15 protein-coding genes and 1 pseudogene are annotated in these 16,088 nt (G+C 68.5%); 8 read left to right on the plus strand and 8 right to left on the minus strand.

Annotated elements, in window-relative coordinates:
* Positions 1 to 6 precede the first annotated feature (6 nt).
* The gene (locus tag AB3347_RS15360; protein ID WP_369092672.1) at positions 7 to 1,725 is read left to right on the plus strand and encodes a hypothetical protein; all 1,719 of its coding nucleotides are present in this window, start codon (positions 7 to 9) and stop codon (positions 1,723 to 1,725) included.
* A gap of 66 nt (positions 1,726 to 1,791) precedes the next feature.
* Here the strand turns inward: AB3347_RS15360 and AB3347_RS15365 are convergent, their stop codons facing one another.
* Positions 1,792 to 2,850: a TIGR01777 family oxidoreductase gene (locus tag AB3347_RS15365; RefSeq protein ID WP_369092673.1), complete on the minus strand. Its 1,059-nt coding sequence runs from the start codon at positions 2,848 to 2,850 to the stop codon at positions 1,792 to 1,794.
* The gene (locus AB3347_RS15370) at positions 2,847 to 3,386 is read right to left on the minus strand and encodes a GbsR/MarR family transcriptional regulator (protein ID WP_369092674.1); all 540 of its coding nucleotides are present in this window, start codon (positions 3,384 to 3,386) and stop codon (positions 2,847 to 2,849) included. The genes AB3347_RS15365 and AB3347_RS15370 overlap by 4 nt, the downstream gene beginning before the upstream one ends.
* 181 nt (positions 3,387 to 3,567) lie before the next feature.
* Between AB3347_RS15370 and AB3347_RS15375 the strand changes: the two genes are divergently transcribed.
* From AB3347_RS15375 to AB3347_RS15385, 3 genes are all read left to right on the plus strand, one after another.
* The gene (locus AB3347_RS15375; RefSeq protein ID WP_369092675.1) at positions 3,568 to 4,545 is read left to right on the plus strand and encodes a threo-3-hydroxy-L-aspartate ammonia-lyase; all 978 of its coding nucleotides are present in this window, start codon (positions 3,568 to 3,570) and stop codon (positions 4,543 to 4,545) included.
* 11 nt (positions 4,546 to 4,556) lie between these two features.
* Complete coding sequence (locus tag AB3347_RS15380) at positions 4,557 to 4,940, plus strand: RidA family protein (protein WP_369092676.1); 384 nt, start codon at positions 4,557 to 4,559, stop codon at positions 4,938 to 4,940.
* A gap of 96 nt (positions 4,941 to 5,036) precedes the next feature.
* Positions 5,037 to 5,420 (plus strand): DUF4124 domain-containing protein, encoded by a 384-nt coding sequence (locus tag AB3347_RS15385; RefSeq protein ID WP_369092677.1) that lies wholly within the window; start codon positions 5,037 to 5,039, stop codon positions 5,418 to 5,420.
* A 21-nt stretch (positions 5,421 to 5,441) separates the two neighbouring features.
* On the opposite strand, the gene AB3347_RS15390 is transcribed toward AB3347_RS15385, so the two are convergent.
* The 4 genes and pseudogenes from AB3347_RS15390 to AB3347_RS15405 all read right to left on the minus strand — a co-directional run.
* Positions 5,442 to 8,324, minus strand: a complete 2,883-nt coding sequence (locus tag AB3347_RS15390) for an EAL domain-containing protein (protein WP_369092678.1) — start codon at positions 8,322 to 8,324, stop codon at positions 5,442 to 5,444.
* 164 nt (positions 8,325 to 8,488) lie between these two features.
* Positions 8,489 to 9,277, minus strand: a complete 789-nt coding sequence (locus AB3347_RS15395; protein WP_369092679.1) for a hypothetical protein — start codon at positions 9,275 to 9,277, stop codon at positions 8,489 to 8,491.
* A 258-nt stretch (positions 9,278 to 9,535) separates the two neighbouring features.
* Positions 9,536 to 10,441, minus strand: a complete 906-nt coding sequence (locus tag AB3347_RS15400) for a PhzF family phenazine biosynthesis protein (RefSeq protein WP_369092680.1) — start codon at positions 10,439 to 10,441, stop codon at positions 9,536 to 9,538.
* Between the two features lie 48 nt (positions 10,442 to 10,489).
* A pseudogene (locus AB3347_RS15405) lies at positions 10,490 to 10,726 on the minus strand (VOC family protein); the annotation flags it as partial.
* Between the two features lie 136 nt (positions 10,727 to 10,862).
* Here AB3347_RS15405 and AB3347_RS15410 point away from each other — a divergent pair.
* Both AB3347_RS15410 and AB3347_RS15415 read left to right on the plus strand, forming a co-directional pair.
* Entirely contained in the window at positions 10,863 to 11,150 is a 288-nt protein-coding gene (locus tag AB3347_RS15410; protein ID WP_369092681.1) for an autorepressor SdpR family transcription factor, read from the plus strand.
* Positions 11,147 to 11,797 carry an SdpI family protein gene (locus AB3347_RS15415; RefSeq protein ID WP_369092682.1) on the plus strand — a complete coding sequence of 217 codons (651 nt, stop codon included), beginning with the start codon at positions 11,147 to 11,149 and terminating at the stop codon, positions 11,795 to 11,797. Before AB3347_RS15410 ends, AB3347_RS15415 begins: the two co-directional genes overlap by 4 nt.
* On the opposite strand, the gene AB3347_RS15420 is transcribed toward AB3347_RS15415, so the two are convergent.
* A complete protein-coding gene (locus AB3347_RS15420) occupies positions 11,794 to 12,696 on the minus strand; it encodes a LysR substrate-binding domain-containing protein (protein ID WP_369092683.1) in 903 nt (300 codons plus the stop codon). The genes AB3347_RS15415 and AB3347_RS15420 overlap by 4 nt on opposite strands.
* A gap of 104 nt (positions 12,697 to 12,800) precedes the next feature.
* Here AB3347_RS15420 and AB3347_RS15425 point away from each other — a divergent pair, with 104 nt between their 5' ends.
* Positions 12,801 to 14,006: an MFS transporter gene (locus AB3347_RS15425; protein WP_369092684.1), complete on the plus strand. Its 1,206-nt coding sequence runs from the start codon at positions 12,801 to 12,803 to the stop codon at positions 14,004 to 14,006.
* A 15-nt stretch (positions 14,007 to 14,021) separates the two neighbouring features.
* Here AB3347_RS15425 and AB3347_RS15430 read toward each other — a convergent pair whose 3' ends face one another.
* Positions 14,022 to 14,729 (minus strand): glutathione S-transferase, encoded by a 708-nt coding sequence (locus AB3347_RS15430; protein ID WP_369092685.1) that lies wholly within the window; start codon positions 14,727 to 14,729, stop codon positions 14,022 to 14,024.
* Between the two features lie 343 nt (positions 14,730 to 15,072).
* Between AB3347_RS15430 and AB3347_RS15435 the strand changes: the two genes are divergently transcribed.
* Entirely contained in the window at positions 15,073 to 16,044 is a 972-nt protein-coding gene (locus tag AB3347_RS15435) for a DUF535 family protein (protein WP_369092686.1), read from the plus strand.
* The last annotated feature ends 44 nt before the right edge of the window (positions 16,045 to 16,088 follow it).

The raw sequence follows: 16,088 nt of genomic DNA on the forward strand, positions 1-16,088 counted from the left end.
CAGCCCATGGCCCAGCTGCTGGCGATCCTGCTGCGCGGCTTCGGCCGCAACCTGCTGGTGTTCGCGGCCATCGTGCTGGTGCTCGCGTCCGGGCGCTGGCTGCGCGGCGAGTGGGCCGACATCCAGCACATCGTCGGCGAACTGCCGGCACTGCGCCAGGCCCAGGCCGGCTTCGACGCGCGCCGCACCGTGCTGGCGCGCACGGCGGAAGAAGAGATGCGCCGCCTGTCGGGCGCCGGCATCAGGCAGCTCGACCAGCGGATCGCCACCCTCGACGGCGAGATCGCGCAGCTGCAGCGCGCGCAGCAGGCCGCACCGGTGCTGGAGGCCGCGCTCGCGGGCCGCGATGCGCTGGCGCAGCGGCTGGCCCAGTCGGCCCAGCGCGCGCTGGACATCGAACTGCGACGCCAGCAGAAGGCCTACCTGCTGGCCCTGCGCGCACGCGTGGACGCCGTCGCCAACCGGCGGGCGGCGCTGGCCACCCTGGAACGGCTGCACCAGGAACACATCACTGTCTACGCCGCGCTGCGGGACACGATGCAGCGGCGCGCCCGCGCCGCAGCGGCCGCCGGGCCATGGGGCAAGCTGTTCTTCACCGCGTCTTACCGCGAATTGCAGGCGCTGGAGGCGCTGGAGCGCCGGCTACGGGCCCGCAACGAGGCGGCGCACCGCGCCTTCGTGGCGCAGCGCGCCCTGGTCAGCGGGCTGCCTTCGGTCGAGGCACTCGGCGCATTCCGCCCCGACCAGCAAGCCCTGGGGGCCGCCGCCGCGCCGCTGCGCGAACGTCTCCAGCAAGTGGAGCAACTGGCCGGCACCAGCGCCGCCTGGCGCGCCTGGCAGGTGCTGCAGCCGCTGCTGCTGCCGGCGCTGCTGGTGCTGGTGGCCTGGTGGCTGGTCCCAGGCGCCATCCGCGCCCTGTTCTACTTCGTGCTGGCGCCGCTGGCGGCGCGCAGGCCGCCGATCGTGATCGGCGCCGACCGTCCGGATTTACCGACGTCCCTGCCCGCTTCCCTGCTCACTTCCCAGCGCATTTCCGCCGTCGCGCAACGGGTGCGGCTGGCGCCGGGCGAGGAACTGCTGATCCGTCCGGATTATTGCCAGAGCCAGCCGGCAGGCGTTGCCGTCGCCACCCGCGTGCTGTTCGACTGGCGCCGGCCGCTGAGCAGCCTTGCCGCCAGGCTGTGGATGCTCAAGCGCCTGCGCGCCGTGACGGCGGCCGAGGTGGTGGTGTCGCCCACCGGCGACCCGCTGGACGAAGTCGCGCTGCTGGAACTGGGCCCCGGAGAATCCTTCGTACTGCAGCCGCGCGGCCTGGTGGGGATGGTCCACCCGCTCGGCCGGCGGCCCGCCATCCGCAGCCACTGGCGCCTGGGCACCCTGCATGCCTGGCTCACCCTGCAGCTGCGCTACCTGAGCTTCGAGGGGCCGGCGACACTGGTGGTGAAAGGGTGCCGCGGCGTGCGCCTGGAGGGCGCCGGCGCCGGCCGCAGGATCAGCCAGGATGCGACCCTGGGCTTCAGCGCCCAGGCCCGCTACACCACCGTGCGCGCCGATCCCTTCCTGCCCTACCTGATGGGCAGGCAGCCCCTGTTGCAGGACAGCTTCGCCGGAGCGGGCGCCCGCTTCCTGTACGAGGAAGTGCCGCGCAGCGCCCGCGCCGGCCAGGGCGGGCGCAATCCCTTCGAGGTGCTGATCGACGCCGGGCTGAAGGCCTTCGGCATCTAGCGCGTCCGCGGTGGGGTGAAAATGCCATGCAAGCGGCATGGACGGCGGCCGTGCGGCCGCCTCCTTTCACCCCTGTTTCAGGCTCGCCAGTGCCTCGGCAATGCCCGGATAGCGGAACACGAAGCCCTCCCGCTCCAGGCGGCGCGGCGCCACGCGCTGGCCTTCCAGCAGCAGGTCGGCCTGCTCGCCCAGCGCCAGCCGCATCGGCCAGCCCGGCGTCGGCACGAAGGCGGGGCGGCGCCAGATGCGCGCGGCCGTCCTGCTGAACGCCGCCTGGGTGACCGATTCGGGTGCGGTGAAATTGCTCACCCCGATGCCCGGCCCGGCAGCGGCGTCCAGCGCATGGCGCCAGCGGTGCGCCATGCCGCGCACCAGGTCGTCCACGTGGATCCAGGACAGCCACTGGCGTCCGCTCCCCAGCCTGCCGCCCGCGCCCAGCAGGATCGGCAGCAGCATCGCGGGCAGCGCGCCGCCGGCGCCGAGCACCAGGCCGAAGCGCATGCACTCGACCCGCACGCCATGCTGCGCGGCCTCGCCCGCCGCTTCTTCCCATTCGCGGCACAGGTCCGACATGAACATCGCTTGCGGCGGCGCGGCTTCGTCCAGCACCGCGTCGTCGCCGATCTTCTGGATGCCGTAGTAGCCGATCGCGGAAGCGTTCAGCAGCAGGAAGGGTTTGTGGCGCGCCTGCGCGATCCAGGCGACCAGCCGGCGCGTCAATCCGACGCGGCTGCGGCGCAGGGCCGCCTTGCGCGCCTCGGTCCAGCGCGGGCCGAGGATGCGGGCGCCGGCCAGGTTGACGACCACGTCCACCCGGCAATCCGGTCCCAGCGCATCCGGCGCGGCGACGCAGCGCACCCTGTCCTCGAACAGGCGCGCCGCCGCCTCGGGCTGGCGGCTCAGGGCGATCACCGTATGGCCGTCGCGCAGCAGGGCGCGCACCAGGTGCTGGCCGATGAAGCCGGTGGCGCCGGTGACCAGGACCGTGCGCGGCTGGGTGTCGAAGGCCAGTTGCGGCGCGCTGCCGTCGTCGGGTGCGATCCGGGTGCGCCGCATGGCGGCCAGCACGTCGCCCAGGCCGGACAGGCGTTCTCCGTGGGGAGCAGCGTTGGTTGCGGTATTCATGGTTTCTCCTTGCCGGCGGGGAGGAAGCGCGCCACCTGGCCGCCCATCCTGAGCATGCGCTGCAGGGTGGGTGGCGGCAGGTGCTGGAAGTCCTGGAAGCTGGTGCTGAGCATCTCGAGGAAGTCGAGCACGGTCTGCATGCGCGCCAGCGTGGCCGCGTCGAGGTCCTGGTCTTCCGCACCGTCGATCGCGCATTCGCGCAGCACGGTCAGGGTCGGGTCGATCTCGCGCCGCTTGCGCTCCTCCAGGATGAGCCGGAAGATCTCCCACACGTCCTGCAGGGCCTGGAAATGGTCGCGCCGGTCGCCCAGTACATGGCTGACCCGCACCAGCTTCCAGTTCTGCAGCTCCTTCAGGCTGTTGCTGACGTTGGAACGCGCCACCCCGAGCGCCTCGACGATGTCGTCGGCGGCCAGTGGCCGTCCGCTGAGGTAGAGCAGCGCATGGATCTGCGCCACTGTGCGGTTGACGCCCCAGCGGGTGCCCATCTCGCCCCAGTGCAGGACGAACTTCTGTTCGGTCGGGCTCAGCTTCATGATTTTCCTTTATTTCTGTTATTACAGAAATTAAAGAACAAGATGCACAAAAGGTCAAGCGAATCCGTGCCGGTGCTTGTGCCGGCTCGCGACCCGCATGCCGGGGCGGGCATGCCGGCATCGGCTGGCTTGCGACGGCGGCTTCGTTATACTGTCGCCTTTCGACCTTCGCGAGCCCGCCATGACCGCAACCTCCGCCCTCTCCTACCGTGACGTCGAACTGGCCGCCGAGCGCCTGCTTGGGGCCGCGCATCGCACGCCGGTGCTGACCTCGACCACGGCCAATACACTGTCCGGCGGCACGCTGTTCTTCAAGTGCGAGAACTACCAGCGCATGGGCGCGTTCAAGTTCCGCGGCGCCTACAACGCGATCGCGAAATTCGACGATGCCCAGCGCGCCGCCGGTGTGCTGACCTACTCGTCGGGTAACCACGCGCAGGCGATCGCCCTGTCGGCGCGGCTGGCCGGCATCAAGTCGACCATCATCATGCCGCAGGACGCGCCGGCGCTGAAGGTCAAGGCCACCAGGGAATACGGCGGCGAAGTGATCACCTACGACCGCTATCTCGAAAACCGCGAGGAGATCGGCCGCCGCCTGTCGGAAGAGCGCGGCATGACCCTGATTCCGCCCTACGACCACCCGGACGTGATCGCCGGCCAGGGCACGGCGGCCAAGGAACTGTTCGAGGAAGTCGGCGAGCTCGACATCCTGCTGGTGTGCCTGGGCGGCGGCGGCCTGCTGGCCGGCTGCGCCCTGGCGGCGCGCGCGCTGTCGCCGTATTGCAAGGTGATCGGGGTCGAGCCGGAGGCGGGCAATGACGGCCAGCAGTCGCTGCGCAAGGGCGAGATCGTGCACATCGCGGTGCCCCGGACCATCGCCGACGGCGCCATGGTGACCCACATCGGCGAGCACAATTTCGAGGTGATCCGCCGTAGCGTGGACGACATCGTCACCGTGACCGACGCCCAGCTGGTGCAGACCATGGCCTTCTTTGCCGAACGCATGAAGATGATCGTCGAGCCGACCGGCTGTCTGGCGGCGGCCGCGGCGCTGCACGGCGTGGTCGACGTCAGGGGCAAGCGCGTCGGCATCCTGATCAGCGGCGGCAACGTCGACCTCGCGCGCTTTGCCGAGCTGATGCAGACGCTGGACGCCTGAAAGATTCCCCGATGGAATTCATCCAGTCGCCCGAGCTGCCCGCGCCCGCCGGGCATTATTCGCAGGCCGTGGTCACGCGCGGCGGCCTGGTGTTCGTGTCGGGCGTGCTGCCGGCGCGCGACCTGGCCGACCTCTCCTTCGACGCCCAGTGCGCCTCGGTGTTCGCGCAGTGCGAGAAGATCCTGCATGCGGCCGGCTGCGGGATGAATGACGTGGTGCAATGCACGGCCTACCTGGCGGGGGTCGAGCATTGGCCCGGGTTCAACACCGCCTACGCCGGCGTGTTCGGCGAGCACCGCCCGGCGCGCGCCGTGGTGCCGGTGCCGGCCCTGCATTACGGTTTCCTGGTGGAAGTACAACTGGTGGCGGAACGGCCGGACCGCCGATACGGCTGAGAGATTCTCGTGCGCAGCCCGCGCACACGTGAAGCAGCGAACAGAGCATTGTAAGTTTGACACTGACAATGAAGGCTCCTAGTAAAGGAGCCGACCATGAAGCGTCATCTCTGCCTCAGCATCCTTGTCGCGGCCCTGGCCGTACCCGCCGCCCCACTGGCCGTCGCCGGCGCGGACATCGTGAAGTGCGTGGACAGCGCCGGCCGCGTCACCCTGACCGACCAGCCCTGCGAGAGCGGCACCACCATGGTGCGCCTGGCAAATACCCCGGCTGACGAAGGCTTCAGCCGTGCCGAGCCGCATCCGCTCGCCGTCGAGCATGGCGCCCTGCCGCCGCCGCCCGTGCAGCGCCGCCACAACGTCCCGCGCGTGAAAGCCAAGCCGATGATGCGCGACGTCGTCACCCTGAAGGCGGCGCGCGCGCAGTTCCTGCTCATGGATACGGCGGCGGCGAAACAGACCCTGGCGACGCTTGATTGACGACCCGGCCGCCCGGCCGGCTCAATGCAGGTCGTGCAGGCGGGTCACGCTCGCCAGGTGCATCGGCGATGGCGACTCCAGCTCGCGCAGTACCTCCAGCACCTCGGGATTGGTGATGAAATCCGCTGCCGAGCGTGCCTGCAGCAGACGTTCCGGCGGCTGCGAACGCGCCACTGCCCAACCCTGCACATAGTCCACCCCGATCTCCGCCAGCGTCTGCACGGTGGCGGCATCTTCGGCCCACTCCGCGATCGTCTTCATGCCCAGGTTGCCGGCCAGGCTGACGATCGCTTCGACGATCGCCACGTTGGCCGGGTGGGCGTTGATGTTGACGATGAAGTTGCCGTCGATCTTCAGCACGTCGGCCGGCAGTTCCTTCAGGTAGGAGAACGAGGTATAGCCGGCGCCGAAATCGTCCAGCGCCACCTTCACGCCGAAGCTGCGCACCTGATCGATGAAGCGGCGGGTATTGTCGAGGTCGTGCAGCGCGACACTTTCGGTGATCTCGAGGCACAGGCGGCTGGCGACGTGCACGTAGCGGCCCAGGATGTCGAAGGTGTCCTGCACGAAGCGCTCGTCGTTGAGCGAAGCGCCCGACAGGTTCATGCAGACGAAGCGGGTATTGCCCAGCTGGTCGGCGTGCTCGGCGATCCAGCCCAGCGTGGTGTTCAGCACCCAGCGGTCGATCATGCTGGCGCGGCCGCTCTTCTCGGCCGCGGAGATCACCGCCCCGGCCGGCACCACGCGGCCGTCCGCCTCGCGCATGCGCAGCAGGACTTCGAAATTCAGCGATTCACGCGGGTTGCACAGCGACATGATCGGCTGCATTTCCAGCAGCAGGTTCTCGGTGGCCTGCGGTCCGGACAGGCGCGCCACCATGTCCAGCTCGGCCTCGCGCTGGCGGAAGGCTTCGGCGCCGCGCTCGTACACCACCAGGCCGTCGCCGGCGCCGGTCTTGGCTTCGCGGCAGGCGCGGTCGGCGGTCGAGACCGCATCTTTCATGGCGATGCCCGGCGCTACCTCGATCAAGCCGACCGAACCGCGCACGTGGAAGGCCTTGTCGCCCACCCGGTAGGGCGTGTTGCCGAGGCGGTCGACGACGCCGCGGCAGATGATCGAGGCCAGCGGGATCGCCGTCTCCGGCATCAGGATCACGAATTCGTCGCCGCCCACGCGGCCGATCTGCTGGCCGCCGGCCAGCATGGTGGCCATGCGCTCGCACACCTGCTTGAGCACCTCGTCGCCGGCTGCATGGCCGAACAGGTCGTTGATCAGCTTGAAGCGGTCGAGGTCGACGTAGGCCAGGGCCATCGGCTTGCCTGCGGCCAGGCCGTTGGCGGCCAGTGCGAACTCGCGTTCGATGCCGCGCCGGTTGAAGACCTTGGTCAGCGGATCGTTGTTGGCCATGAACTGCAGCTGCTCGGTGGCCTTGTGCTTCTCGGTGGTGTCCTGCAGCACGCCTTCGATGCGCGAGCGCGCCAGCGTGGCGCTGACCAGGAAGCGCTGGCTGCCGTCGCGGCTGGTCAGCTCCATCTCGGCCTCGGCCTTGGCGTGCACCTGCTCGTGCAGTTCGGTCCAGGTGCTTTCGGCGAAGAACTGGCGCCAGGCGGTGCGGCCCGGCACGAAGCTGACGATGCCCAGCATCTTCTGCAGGGCCGGGTTGACGCTCAGGAAGTGGCCATACATGTCGAGCGTGAACAGGCCGACCGGCATGGCCTGGTAGGCGTGTTCCAGCTCCTGCTGGGCGGCTTCGCGCTGTTCGGTCTCGACCCGCATCTGCTCGGCCACGGCCAGCGCGGCCAGCAGGCTCGAGGCCAGCGCGGCGGTGACGCTGTTGATGATGCCCAGCAGTTCGCGCATGCCGAGCGCGGCCGAGGCGACTTCGGCGATGGTGGCCAGGAAGCTGACCGCGAACGAGGCCGCGAACCAGGAGGCGACCCGGTTGCGCGACTCCGCGATGATCTTGAACAGGCCCACCGTCATGACCGAGAAGCAGCATACGGTGATGCCCCACAGCAGCGGCAGATACATGCCGTAAGGCAGGAGGATGGCGGCGGCCAGCATCGGCAGGCACAGCCACTGCATGATGCGGAACGGCAGCACGTAGCGCAGCGCGGCGATGTTTTCCTTCAACAGCGCCTGGTACAGGGTCAGCGTCGCGATGCCGTACAGGGTGATCGAGACCGAACGGCTGCGCAGCAGCCAGTCGGACGGAATGGTCTGGCCCAGCCACTGGATGTCCCAGCCGGCCGACAGCGCGGCCACGCGCAGGTTCAGCACCAGCCAGCCGGCGAACAGCACATACAGCGGCTGGCGGTTGATCACGGCGGTAATCAGGATGAACAGGGCCAGCACCACCATGCCGCCGTCGAGCAGGCCCGACTTGCGGTGGTACTGCTCGACCGATAGCGCGTACTGGTCGGCCGGCCATTGCAGCACCGACAGGCGGGCCGGGCCGGCAAAGCGCGCGCGGCACAGCAGTTCGGGCGGCAGCGGCGCCAGGGTCAGGGCGAAGCCGGCCTTCGAGGCTTCAACGACGCCGGTGCCGGCGCCGCGGGTGGCGGCGCCCAGCGGCGCCAGGCTGGCGGCGTCCCAGCAGGCGACATCGAGCGCATGGCGCGAGGGAAATTCGACTACCTGGCTGCCGGCGCGCGGCATCGGTTCGAACAGGAACCAGACCGGCGCCTCGGACAGATGGGTGTCGTGGCCGCTGACCAGGCTCGAGGCACGTGCCCGCGCCAGGGCTGCGGCGGGGCTCAGCGCAGCCTCCTGCTGGTCCGCGACGTACATCGACAGCGGCACGTCGCCGGTGGTGCGGTACTGGTCGTGCCAGAACACCAGCGCAATCAGGGAAACCAGGCCGATTCCGAACGGAATCAGGTAGTAGGAAAAAAACTTCAACACCCGCTCCACGGCCGCGTGCGCGGCACCTGGGAGCGATAAACGACGTGGGGGTGTTGGTGTTGGCATAGGCTGGATCACTGCGAACGAATATTACCACCGGACCCGGCGATAGCGTCAAAGCGCAAGGATACAGCTTTAGAGTAATGCCGTCATGCAATATGTGCTCAGGCGGCGGCGAATTCTCGTCGCTGCAACGTTAAGTCCGTCATGCGTGCCGCATGGGTCGGCTTGGCCAGCAAGGGTGGACGGGACGGGCCGACATCGATGTCCGGATGGTGCGTGTTGAAGAAGAAATTGAACAGCGGATGGCGCGCGTCGCGGTAGCGCTGTTCGAAGCTGGCGATCTCGAAGGCCATCACGCGGTGCGGGATATTGCCGACGTGGCGCAGCGGCACCAGGCCCTGCTCCGGGAACACGTCGGCGAACAGCATCTGTTCGTACTGGCGGTCGACCGGCGGCCGGCCGGTGGCGACCGAGTAATCGATGGCATTGTCTTCGCAGTACATGAAGCAGGCCTTGATCAGCGCCACCTTGACCATGCGGCCGACGCGGCCCTCGTCGATGCCAAGACGGGTTGCTTCGACCAGGCGGCGGCCTTGCAGCCAAGCGGGCAGCTCGATCGACTCCTCGACGCCGAGCGGACGGTACAGGTTGGTGCGGATACGCGTGCTGCCGAGCGGCGAGCCGTCCAGCTTGGACTCGGCCAGCAGCACGATGGTGTCGTCTTCGTAGTCGGCCGCTTCCGGCTGCGCCAGCGAACGTGCGAACTCGGGCACGTGGCGGGCATAGGCGGCGTGGCGGATCCTGACGGCTTTCAGCAGGTCGGCCTCGGTCTCTACCCGGCGAACGGTGAAGGGCAGGCGCTCGGTGGCGTGTCCGGCCGCACGTGCTTCGCGAGTGGCACGTGCCGACGTACCGACGGAATTGGAAACGACTGGGTCGAACAGCGACATGAGGAAAACTCCTGGATTGAATTTGTGAAACAAAGTTTGCTTGATTCAAATTATCAATCCCCTTAGCAATTTTCTAATTGCTGAGTTGAAGTACTTTTTACCCTCTATTTGTCCTACAAAATATTAGGAATATTCCGACAAATTTGTAATATTCATCCTACATGAAAACACGGTCGTACTTAACATTGTGTTTACAATTTCCCGATGCGGTGTCACAAAGCGGTCATGCAGGAGTGAAGTGACTTCGTTGTTCAATATTTAAGTTGTCGACATCGTGCGCGCGCTGCCGCTAACGCGGATGGATGCGCCCGGCTCGGGCGGGATGTCCGCGCCCAGGCGCGAACGCATGCCCATGTCCTCGCCCTGCACCACGTCGATATGGCCGCCGTGCGGCCAGCCGAGGTCGCGCAAATAGCCCGCCAGCGCCGCGGTGCCGGCGCCGGTGGCCGGGTCCTCGAGCACGCCGCCGGAAGCGAACGGGTTACGCGTGTGGAAGCGTTGCGGGGTTTCCGCCCACGCCAGCACGACCGTGACCAGGCCATGTGCGTTCATCAGGCGGCGCCCGGCGTCCAGTTCGTAGGCCATGCGCGCCAGCGCGGCGCGGCTGTTCAGGGCCAGCACCAGGTGATCGGCGCCGCCATGGGCCAGCGCCGGCGGGATGCGCTCGTCGAGATCGGCGCGGGTATAGCCGAACAGCGCCAGCGCGGCCTCCACCAGCGCGCCCGGGGCCGGGCCGCTGCGGGTCGGCGGCGACTGCAGGCTGGCCGCCACCCGTGCGCCCTCCACCCTGCCCTCGACCGAGATCGCGGCCGCGTTCAGCGCCAGGTCGTAGCGGCCGTCGCCGAAGCGGCGCGCCAGCGCGGCGCCCAGCGCGATGGTGGCGTGGCCGCAGAACGGCACTTCGGACTCGGGCGAGAAATAACGCACGCGCCAGGCCTTGCCGCCGCCCGCGGCAGTGTCCTGCGGTGCGGCGAACGCGGTTTCGGAAAAGCCGATGGCGTGCGCCAGCGCCTGCATCTGCGCGGCGGGCGGCAAGGCATCGCCGATCCAGACGCCGGCAGGGTTGCCGCCGCTGTCGCCGTCGGAAAATGCGGCAATGCGCAGGATGTCGGCAGGGTCGATCGCAGCCGGATCGGTGGCGGCCGGATGGGCGGAGCGGAGCATGGTGGGTCCTTTCTTGTGCTTGAGCAAACGCCATCATTATCCGCCGGCGGGACCGCTGGCGTCCCAGTCGGGGAATTCGTCCATCAGCATGAGCATCGAGTCGCCGATGCGCTATGCGGCGTGGGCCAGCTTGCCGCTTGGGCCCGGCAGGCGCATGACTTCGACGGCGCCGAAGGCACGCACGTAGAAGGCGATGGCGTCCGCCGCGCCGGCGCAGACCAGGTGGGGCGTGATGGTGTGCATGCCGTCTTCGACGGGTGTCACGGGGCTGCTGCTTGCATTCATGGGAGACTCCTCGGTTTTTGGACAAGCGTAAAGACATTAGCGCCGGATGATGGTTCGCACAATCCCCATCAAGCTTGACCCGGCAAGCCGCCCGGGCTAGTATTTAGACGTTCATCTAATTAGAAAGCGATCAAACATGGCTGTACCGCTGAACGACGTGTTCAAGGCGATCGCCGACCCGACGCGGCGCGAGATCCTGCGCCTGCTGCGTCACGAAGAGATGAGCGCGGGCGAGGTGGCGGCGCGGTTCGACATGACCAAGCCGACCATGTCGCATCATTTTGCAGTGCTCAAGGCGGCCGGCCTGATCACCAGCCGGCGCGAGGGACAGACCATCTGGTACGCGCTCGACACCACCGTGCTCGAGGACGTGCTGGCCTGGTCGATGGACATGGCGCGCAGCGCCAAGGGAGACAAGCGATGAAGAAACGTTTTATCTGGGTGTGCGCGGCGGCGCTGCTGTTCAGCCTGGGCATGCTGGCCTGGATCTATCCGGAACTGCCGGCGCGCGTGCCGATGCACTGGAACGCCGCCGGCGCGGTCGACGGCTGGGGCGAGCGCCACATGCTGTTGATGCACTCCGCCTTCCTGCTCGGCGTGCCGGTGCTGTGGCTGGCGCTGCCGACGCTGTCGCCGCAGCGCTTCGCGGTCGACAGCTTCGAGGCCACCTGGTGGTTCAGCGGCATGGCGCTGGCCGGCCTGTTCGCCTACCTGCAGTGCATCCACCTGCTGGCCGCGTGGCGGCCCGGCTTCCCGATGGACCGCGCGCTGGTGGGCGGGATCGGCCTGTTCTTCGTCCTGGTCGGCAACGTGATGGGCAAGGTGCGCCGCAATTTCTGGCTCGGGGTGCGCACCCCGTGGACGCTGGCGAACGAGCGCGTGTGGTATGCGACGCACCGGCTGGCGGCCAAGACCATGGTGCTCGGCGGGCTGCTGGCGCTGGCCGCGGCGCTGGGCGGGTTGCCGGGGACGGTTGCGGTGGCGGCGCTGGCCGGCGCCGCGCTGGTGCCGGCGGTGTTCTCGCTGGTGTACTACAAGCGCCTGGAGCGGGCGGGCACGCTGGAGGCCTAGCCTCGGCGATCCAGCACCTGCTGCAGCCGCCGCGCCAGGAACTCCACCAGCGCCGCCACCCGCGGCGCCAGCGATCCCTGTTTATAGAAGACCGCCCACACCGGCTGCGTCCACGGCAGGGTCGCCTCCTCGAGCACCGGCAACAGCCGTCCGGCCGCCACGTCGGCGCGCGTCAGGAAGTCCGAGAGCGAGGCCACGCCGGCGCCGGCCAGCGCCAGGTGGCGCACGGTTTCGCCGCTCGACGCCGTCACGCCCGGATGCACCGTCCAGCCCTCCCCGCCCGCGTGCCGCAAGGGCCAGGTGTTGAGCGTGGCCGGCGCCGTGAAGCCCAGCGTCCGGTGGTGCTCCAGCGCCTCGACCGTCGCGGGCGCGCCGTGCCGGTCGATATACCCGGGCGCGGCCAGCACGCGCAGGCGGGTCGCGCCGAGGCGGCGCGCGTTCAGCGTCGAATCGGGCAGCGCGCCGATCCGGATCGCCAGGTCGGCCCGCTCTTCGATCAGGTCGACGTAGGTCTCGCCGCTGACCAGTTCCAGCTGCACCAGCGGGTAGGCGTCCAGGAAGTCCGGCACCAGCGGCGCCAGCAGGTGATCGAGCGCCGGCGTGGCTGCGTTGACGCGCACCAGGCCGGATGGCTGCGAACGCCGCGCAGCGGCTTCGAGCTCGGTATTCGCCAGGTCGGCCAGCAGGCCGCGCGCACGCCCCAGCAGCCAGCTCCCCTCTTCCGTCAGCTGCAGGCGCCGCGTCGTGCGCTGCATCAGCGTCATGCCCAGCTGCGCTTCCAGGCGCGAGATCGTGCGCGAGACGCCCGAGGGGGTCTGCCCGAGGCGCGCGGCCGCCTTCGAGAACGAGCCGGTATCTATGACGGCGACGAAGGCAATGAGCGCATCTATATCGATCATTCGTGACTCCAGATCAAAAGTAAATTGTACGCCAAGGCATTTTTCTCTGTGCGGCGGCCGGGCACACTGCGTGGCCTGGATCAACCCGGCACAAGGAGAACACCATGCCACTCGCCCTCTGGGCGCTCACGCTGAGCGCCTTCGCCATCGGCACGACCGAGTTCGTGATCGTCGGCCTGATTCCCACCATCGCCGCCAGCCTCGGCGTGTCCGTGCCCTCGGCCGGCCTGCTGGTCAGCCTGTATGCGCTCGGCGTTGCCGTCGGCGCCCCGGTGCTCACCGCACTCACAGGCCGCGTGCCGCGCAAGCAGCTGCTGCTCGGCCTGATGCTGCTGTTCACCGTCGGGAACCTGGTGGCCTGGATGGCGCCCGGCTTTGGCGCCCTGATGGCCGCACGCGTGCTCACCGGCCTCGCGCACGGCGTCTTCTTCTCGATCGGTTCGACCATCGCCACCAGCCTGGTGCCAAAGGAAAGAGCCGCCAGCGCGATCGCGCTGATGTTCACCGGCCTGACCGTCGCCCTGGTCACCGGCGTGCCGCTCGGGACCTTCATCGGCCAGCACTTCGGCTGGCAGGCCACGTTCCTGGCGGTGTCGCTGCTGGGCGTGGCGGCCATGATCGGCAGCTGGATCCTGGTGCCGTCGAACATTGCCGGCAGCACGCCGGCGAGCCTGCCGGCCCAGCTCGCGGTGCTGAAGAAGCCGCGCCTGCTGCTGGTGTATGCCATGACCACGCTCGGCTACGGCGGCTCCTTCGTCGCCTTCACTTACCTGGCGCCGATACTGCAGGAGGTCTCGGGCTTCGCCGCCGCCAGCGTGAGCCTGGTGATGCTGGTGTACGGCGTCTCGGTCGCGGCCGGGAACATCTGGGGCGGCCGGCTGGCCGACCGCAAGGGTCCGCTGGCGGCGCTGCAGATCGTGTTCGCGCTGCTGGCCGTGGTGCTGCTCGTACTGACCTTCACGGCGCCGCACAAGTGGCTGGTGCTGGCCACCGTGCTGGCCTGGGGCGCGGTCGCCTTCGGCAACGTGCCGGGCCTGCAGGTCTACGTGGTGCAGCGCGCCGAACGCGACGCGCCGCAGGCCGTGGACGTGGCCTCCGGCCTGAACATCGCCGCCTTCAATGTCGGTATCGCCCTGGGCGCCTGGGGCGGCGGCCTGATCGTCGCCAGGCTGGGCCTGATGGCCACGCCGCCGATCGGTGCCCTGATCGTCGCCGGCGCGTTCGGACTCACCACGCTGGCGCGCCGGCTGGACCGCCGCGACGGCGTGCCGGCCAAGGCCAGGGCCGGCCGCGTCCTGGCCAGCCATTGAGGTGCAGGGGAAGGGCTACTCGTCCAGCTCGGGATAGTGGCGGAAGATCCCGTTCTGGTTGAACGGAATGCGGCGCGCCGAGGCCAGATAGGCCGCGATGTTGGGACGCGCCGCGACGCGGTCGCGCAGCGCGGCCAAGGCCGGGTACTCGCCTTCGAGCCGCTTCATCGCGTTCGGGAAGGCATGGCGCAAGCCGTCGATTACCTGGAACAGCGACAGGTCGGCATAGGTCGGCTTGTCGCCCACCAGCCAGTCGCGCGGCTCCGGATTGCTGAGCAGGCGAGAAAAATAGCCGAAGAACTTCGGCAGGCGGGTCTCGATGAAGTCGGCGGCGCGCCGCTGCGCTTCCGGCTTCTGGTCTTCGTAGTAGAGCGAGGTGGCGATCGGATGGTGGGTGTCGTGGATCTCGGTGACCAGGTCGGCGATGGTCAGTTGCAGCTGGTGGGTCCAGAGACGGCCGGGATCGGTGCGCGGCGCCAGGCCGTGCTGCTCGCCGAGGTACAGCAGGATGTTGGCGACCTGGCCGATGGTCAGTTCGCCCGCGCGCAGGAACGGCGGGGCGAACGAGGGATGGGCTTCGGTCTCGAGCGCCGACAGCAGCAGGTCCATGCCGCCCTCGCGGCGCGACACGTCCACGTACTCGGCCCCGGCTTCCTCCAGGGCAAGGCGAACGAACTCGCCGCGTCCCTGGATACCCGGCCAGTAAAAAAGTTCATACGCCATCTTGCACCTCCGGTCTGGTTCGGTCTGGCGCAATTATCGATGATGAATCGGAAGCGTGTCGCCGCACAAACATGGTAATCTTGTTTGCCCGTCAGGCGAAAACAAAAAGTCGCAAACGACACAAAGTCATCTACGAGAGAGACACCATGAACGCAACCTTTCCCGGTTTCCTTCACCTGACCCTGACACGTCCCGGTTCCAGTTAGCAATCCCGGCTATTGCATGGCAGAATGTGATTTCTGACGTGCAAGCCCGTCATCCCGGCGGGCATCGAAGATAAAGACGATGGCGCCATCCCGGCGCCAGCAACTTTACGCCGACCTATGCCGACTGGAGCGCTCCCATGATCTTCGCTCACCTGACCAAGCACTGGATTGCGCGCCGCAGCCAGTACACCCCCGCGTCCTGGATCCTCAGCATCGTGCGCAGCCTGCGCGTGCTGCGCTACTGGCGCGAGCACCAGGCCCTGTGCCGCCTCGACCTGGTGCGCCGCTTCGTCGCGGCCGCGCCCAACGACGACCTGTTCCACCACCTGAGCCACCGCAACTACCTGTCCAGCGACCTGAGCGCCCGCCAGCGCGTGCAGTGCGTGCTGTCGCACTACCGCTTCGAGGACGCCGCCTTCGGGAATGCCTACCACCAGGCGGTCTACGGCGGCGGCGGGCTCACGCTCTGGCAGCACCTGTCGCAGGACGACAAGGGCGAGCACAGTTTCCTTCTGCGCCTCGAGATGGCGCCGCGCCACGACGCCGAGGGCGACCTCACCATCTCGCTGGTCGCCGACGGCAATTACCTGCACCGCCTGTCCTATACCTGGGTCGACGGCCAGCTGGCCGGCGTCGACCTGCCCACCGTGCCCTTCGTCACGCGCAACCAGGGACGCTGGACCGACTCCGGCGCCGCCTTCGACGCCTTCGAAGCCGCCTTCCCCAACAACTCGCCGAGCTTTTTCTGCTTCGCCGCGATGCAGGGCGTGGCGCAGGCGCTGGGCATCGACCAGGTGGTGGCCATCAAGTGCACCTCGCACATCGCCTACAATCCGCTCGACGTGAAGCACTTCGAGAACGCCTACGACGGCTTCTGGAAGATCCTCGGCGGCATCGAGATGCCGGGCCGCAGCTACCTGATCCGCCTGCCCTTCTACCTCAAGCCGCTGTCCGAGATGCCGTCCAAGCACCGCAAGCGCGCCGCCCAGCGCCGCGAATTCTGGCGCGCCATCGGCGACTCCACCCGCAGCATCCTGCTGCGCCACATGGCGCCGGCCGCCAGCAAGCAGACCCACGCGGCGACCGCGCCGGCCACCGCCGAGGCCTGACCCGGCGCCACGCCCTGGCGCGGCCGCCGGCGCGGAGGCGCGAC

Origin of the sequence: Massilia sp. X63 (genome assembly GCF_041023745.1) — a bacterium.
Taxonomy (GTDB): Bacteria; Pseudomonadota; Gammaproteobacteria; order Burkholderiales; family Burkholderiaceae_D; genus Telluria.

Excerpts from the sequence above, each read along its gene's own strand:
- AB3347_RS15360 (WP_369092672.1), top strand. The coding sequence starts at position 7 with ATGGCCCAGCTGCTGGCGATCCTGCTGCGCGGCTTCGGCCGCAACCTG.
- AB3347_RS15365 (WP_369092673.1), bottom strand. The coding sequence starts at position 2,850 with ATGAATACCGCAACCAACGCTGCTCCCCACGGAGAACGCCTGTCCGGC.
- AB3347_RS15370 (WP_369092674.1), bottom strand. The coding sequence starts at position 3,386 with ATGAAGCTGAGCCCGACCGAACAGAAGTTCGTCCTGCACTGGGGCGAG.
- AB3347_RS15375 (WP_369092675.1), top strand. The coding sequence starts at position 3,568 with ATGACCGCAACCTCCGCCCTCTCCTACCGTGACGTCGAACTGGCCGCC.
- AB3347_RS15380 (WP_369092676.1), top strand. The coding sequence starts at position 4,557 with ATGGAATTCATCCAGTCGCCCGAGCTGCCCGCGCCCGCCGGGCATTAT.
- AB3347_RS15385 (WP_369092677.1), top strand. The coding sequence starts at position 5,037 with ATGAAGCGTCATCTCTGCCTCAGCATCCTTGTCGCGGCCCTGGCCGTA.
- AB3347_RS15395 (WP_369092679.1), bottom strand. The coding sequence starts at position 9,277 with ATGTCGCTGTTCGACCCAGTCGTTTCCAATTCCGTCGGTACGTCGGCA.
- AB3347_RS15400 (WP_369092680.1), bottom strand. The coding sequence starts at position 10,441 with ATGCTCCGCTCCGCCCATCCGGCCGCCACCGATCCGGCTGCGATCGAC.
- AB3347_RS15410 (WP_369092681.1), top strand. The coding sequence starts at position 10,863 with ATGGCTGTACCGCTGAACGACGTGTTCAAGGCGATCGCCGACCCGACG.
- AB3347_RS15415 (WP_369092682.1), top strand. The coding sequence starts at position 11,147 with ATGAAGAAACGTTTTATCTGGGTGTGCGCGGCGGCGCTGCTGTTCAGC.
- AB3347_RS15420 (WP_369092683.1), bottom strand. The coding sequence starts at position 12,696 with ATGATCGATATAGATGCGCTCATTGCCTTCGTCGCCGTCATAGATACC.
- AB3347_RS15425 (WP_369092684.1), top strand. The coding sequence starts at position 12,801 with ATGCCACTCGCCCTCTGGGCGCTCACGCTGAGCGCCTTCGCCATCGGC.
- AB3347_RS15430 (WP_369092685.1), bottom strand. The coding sequence starts at position 14,729 with ATGGCGTATGAACTTTTTTACTGGCCGGGTATCCAGGGACGCGGCGAG.
- AB3347_RS15435 (WP_369092686.1), top strand. The coding sequence starts at position 15,073 with ATGATCTTCGCTCACCTGACCAAGCACTGGATTGCGCGCCGCAGCCAG.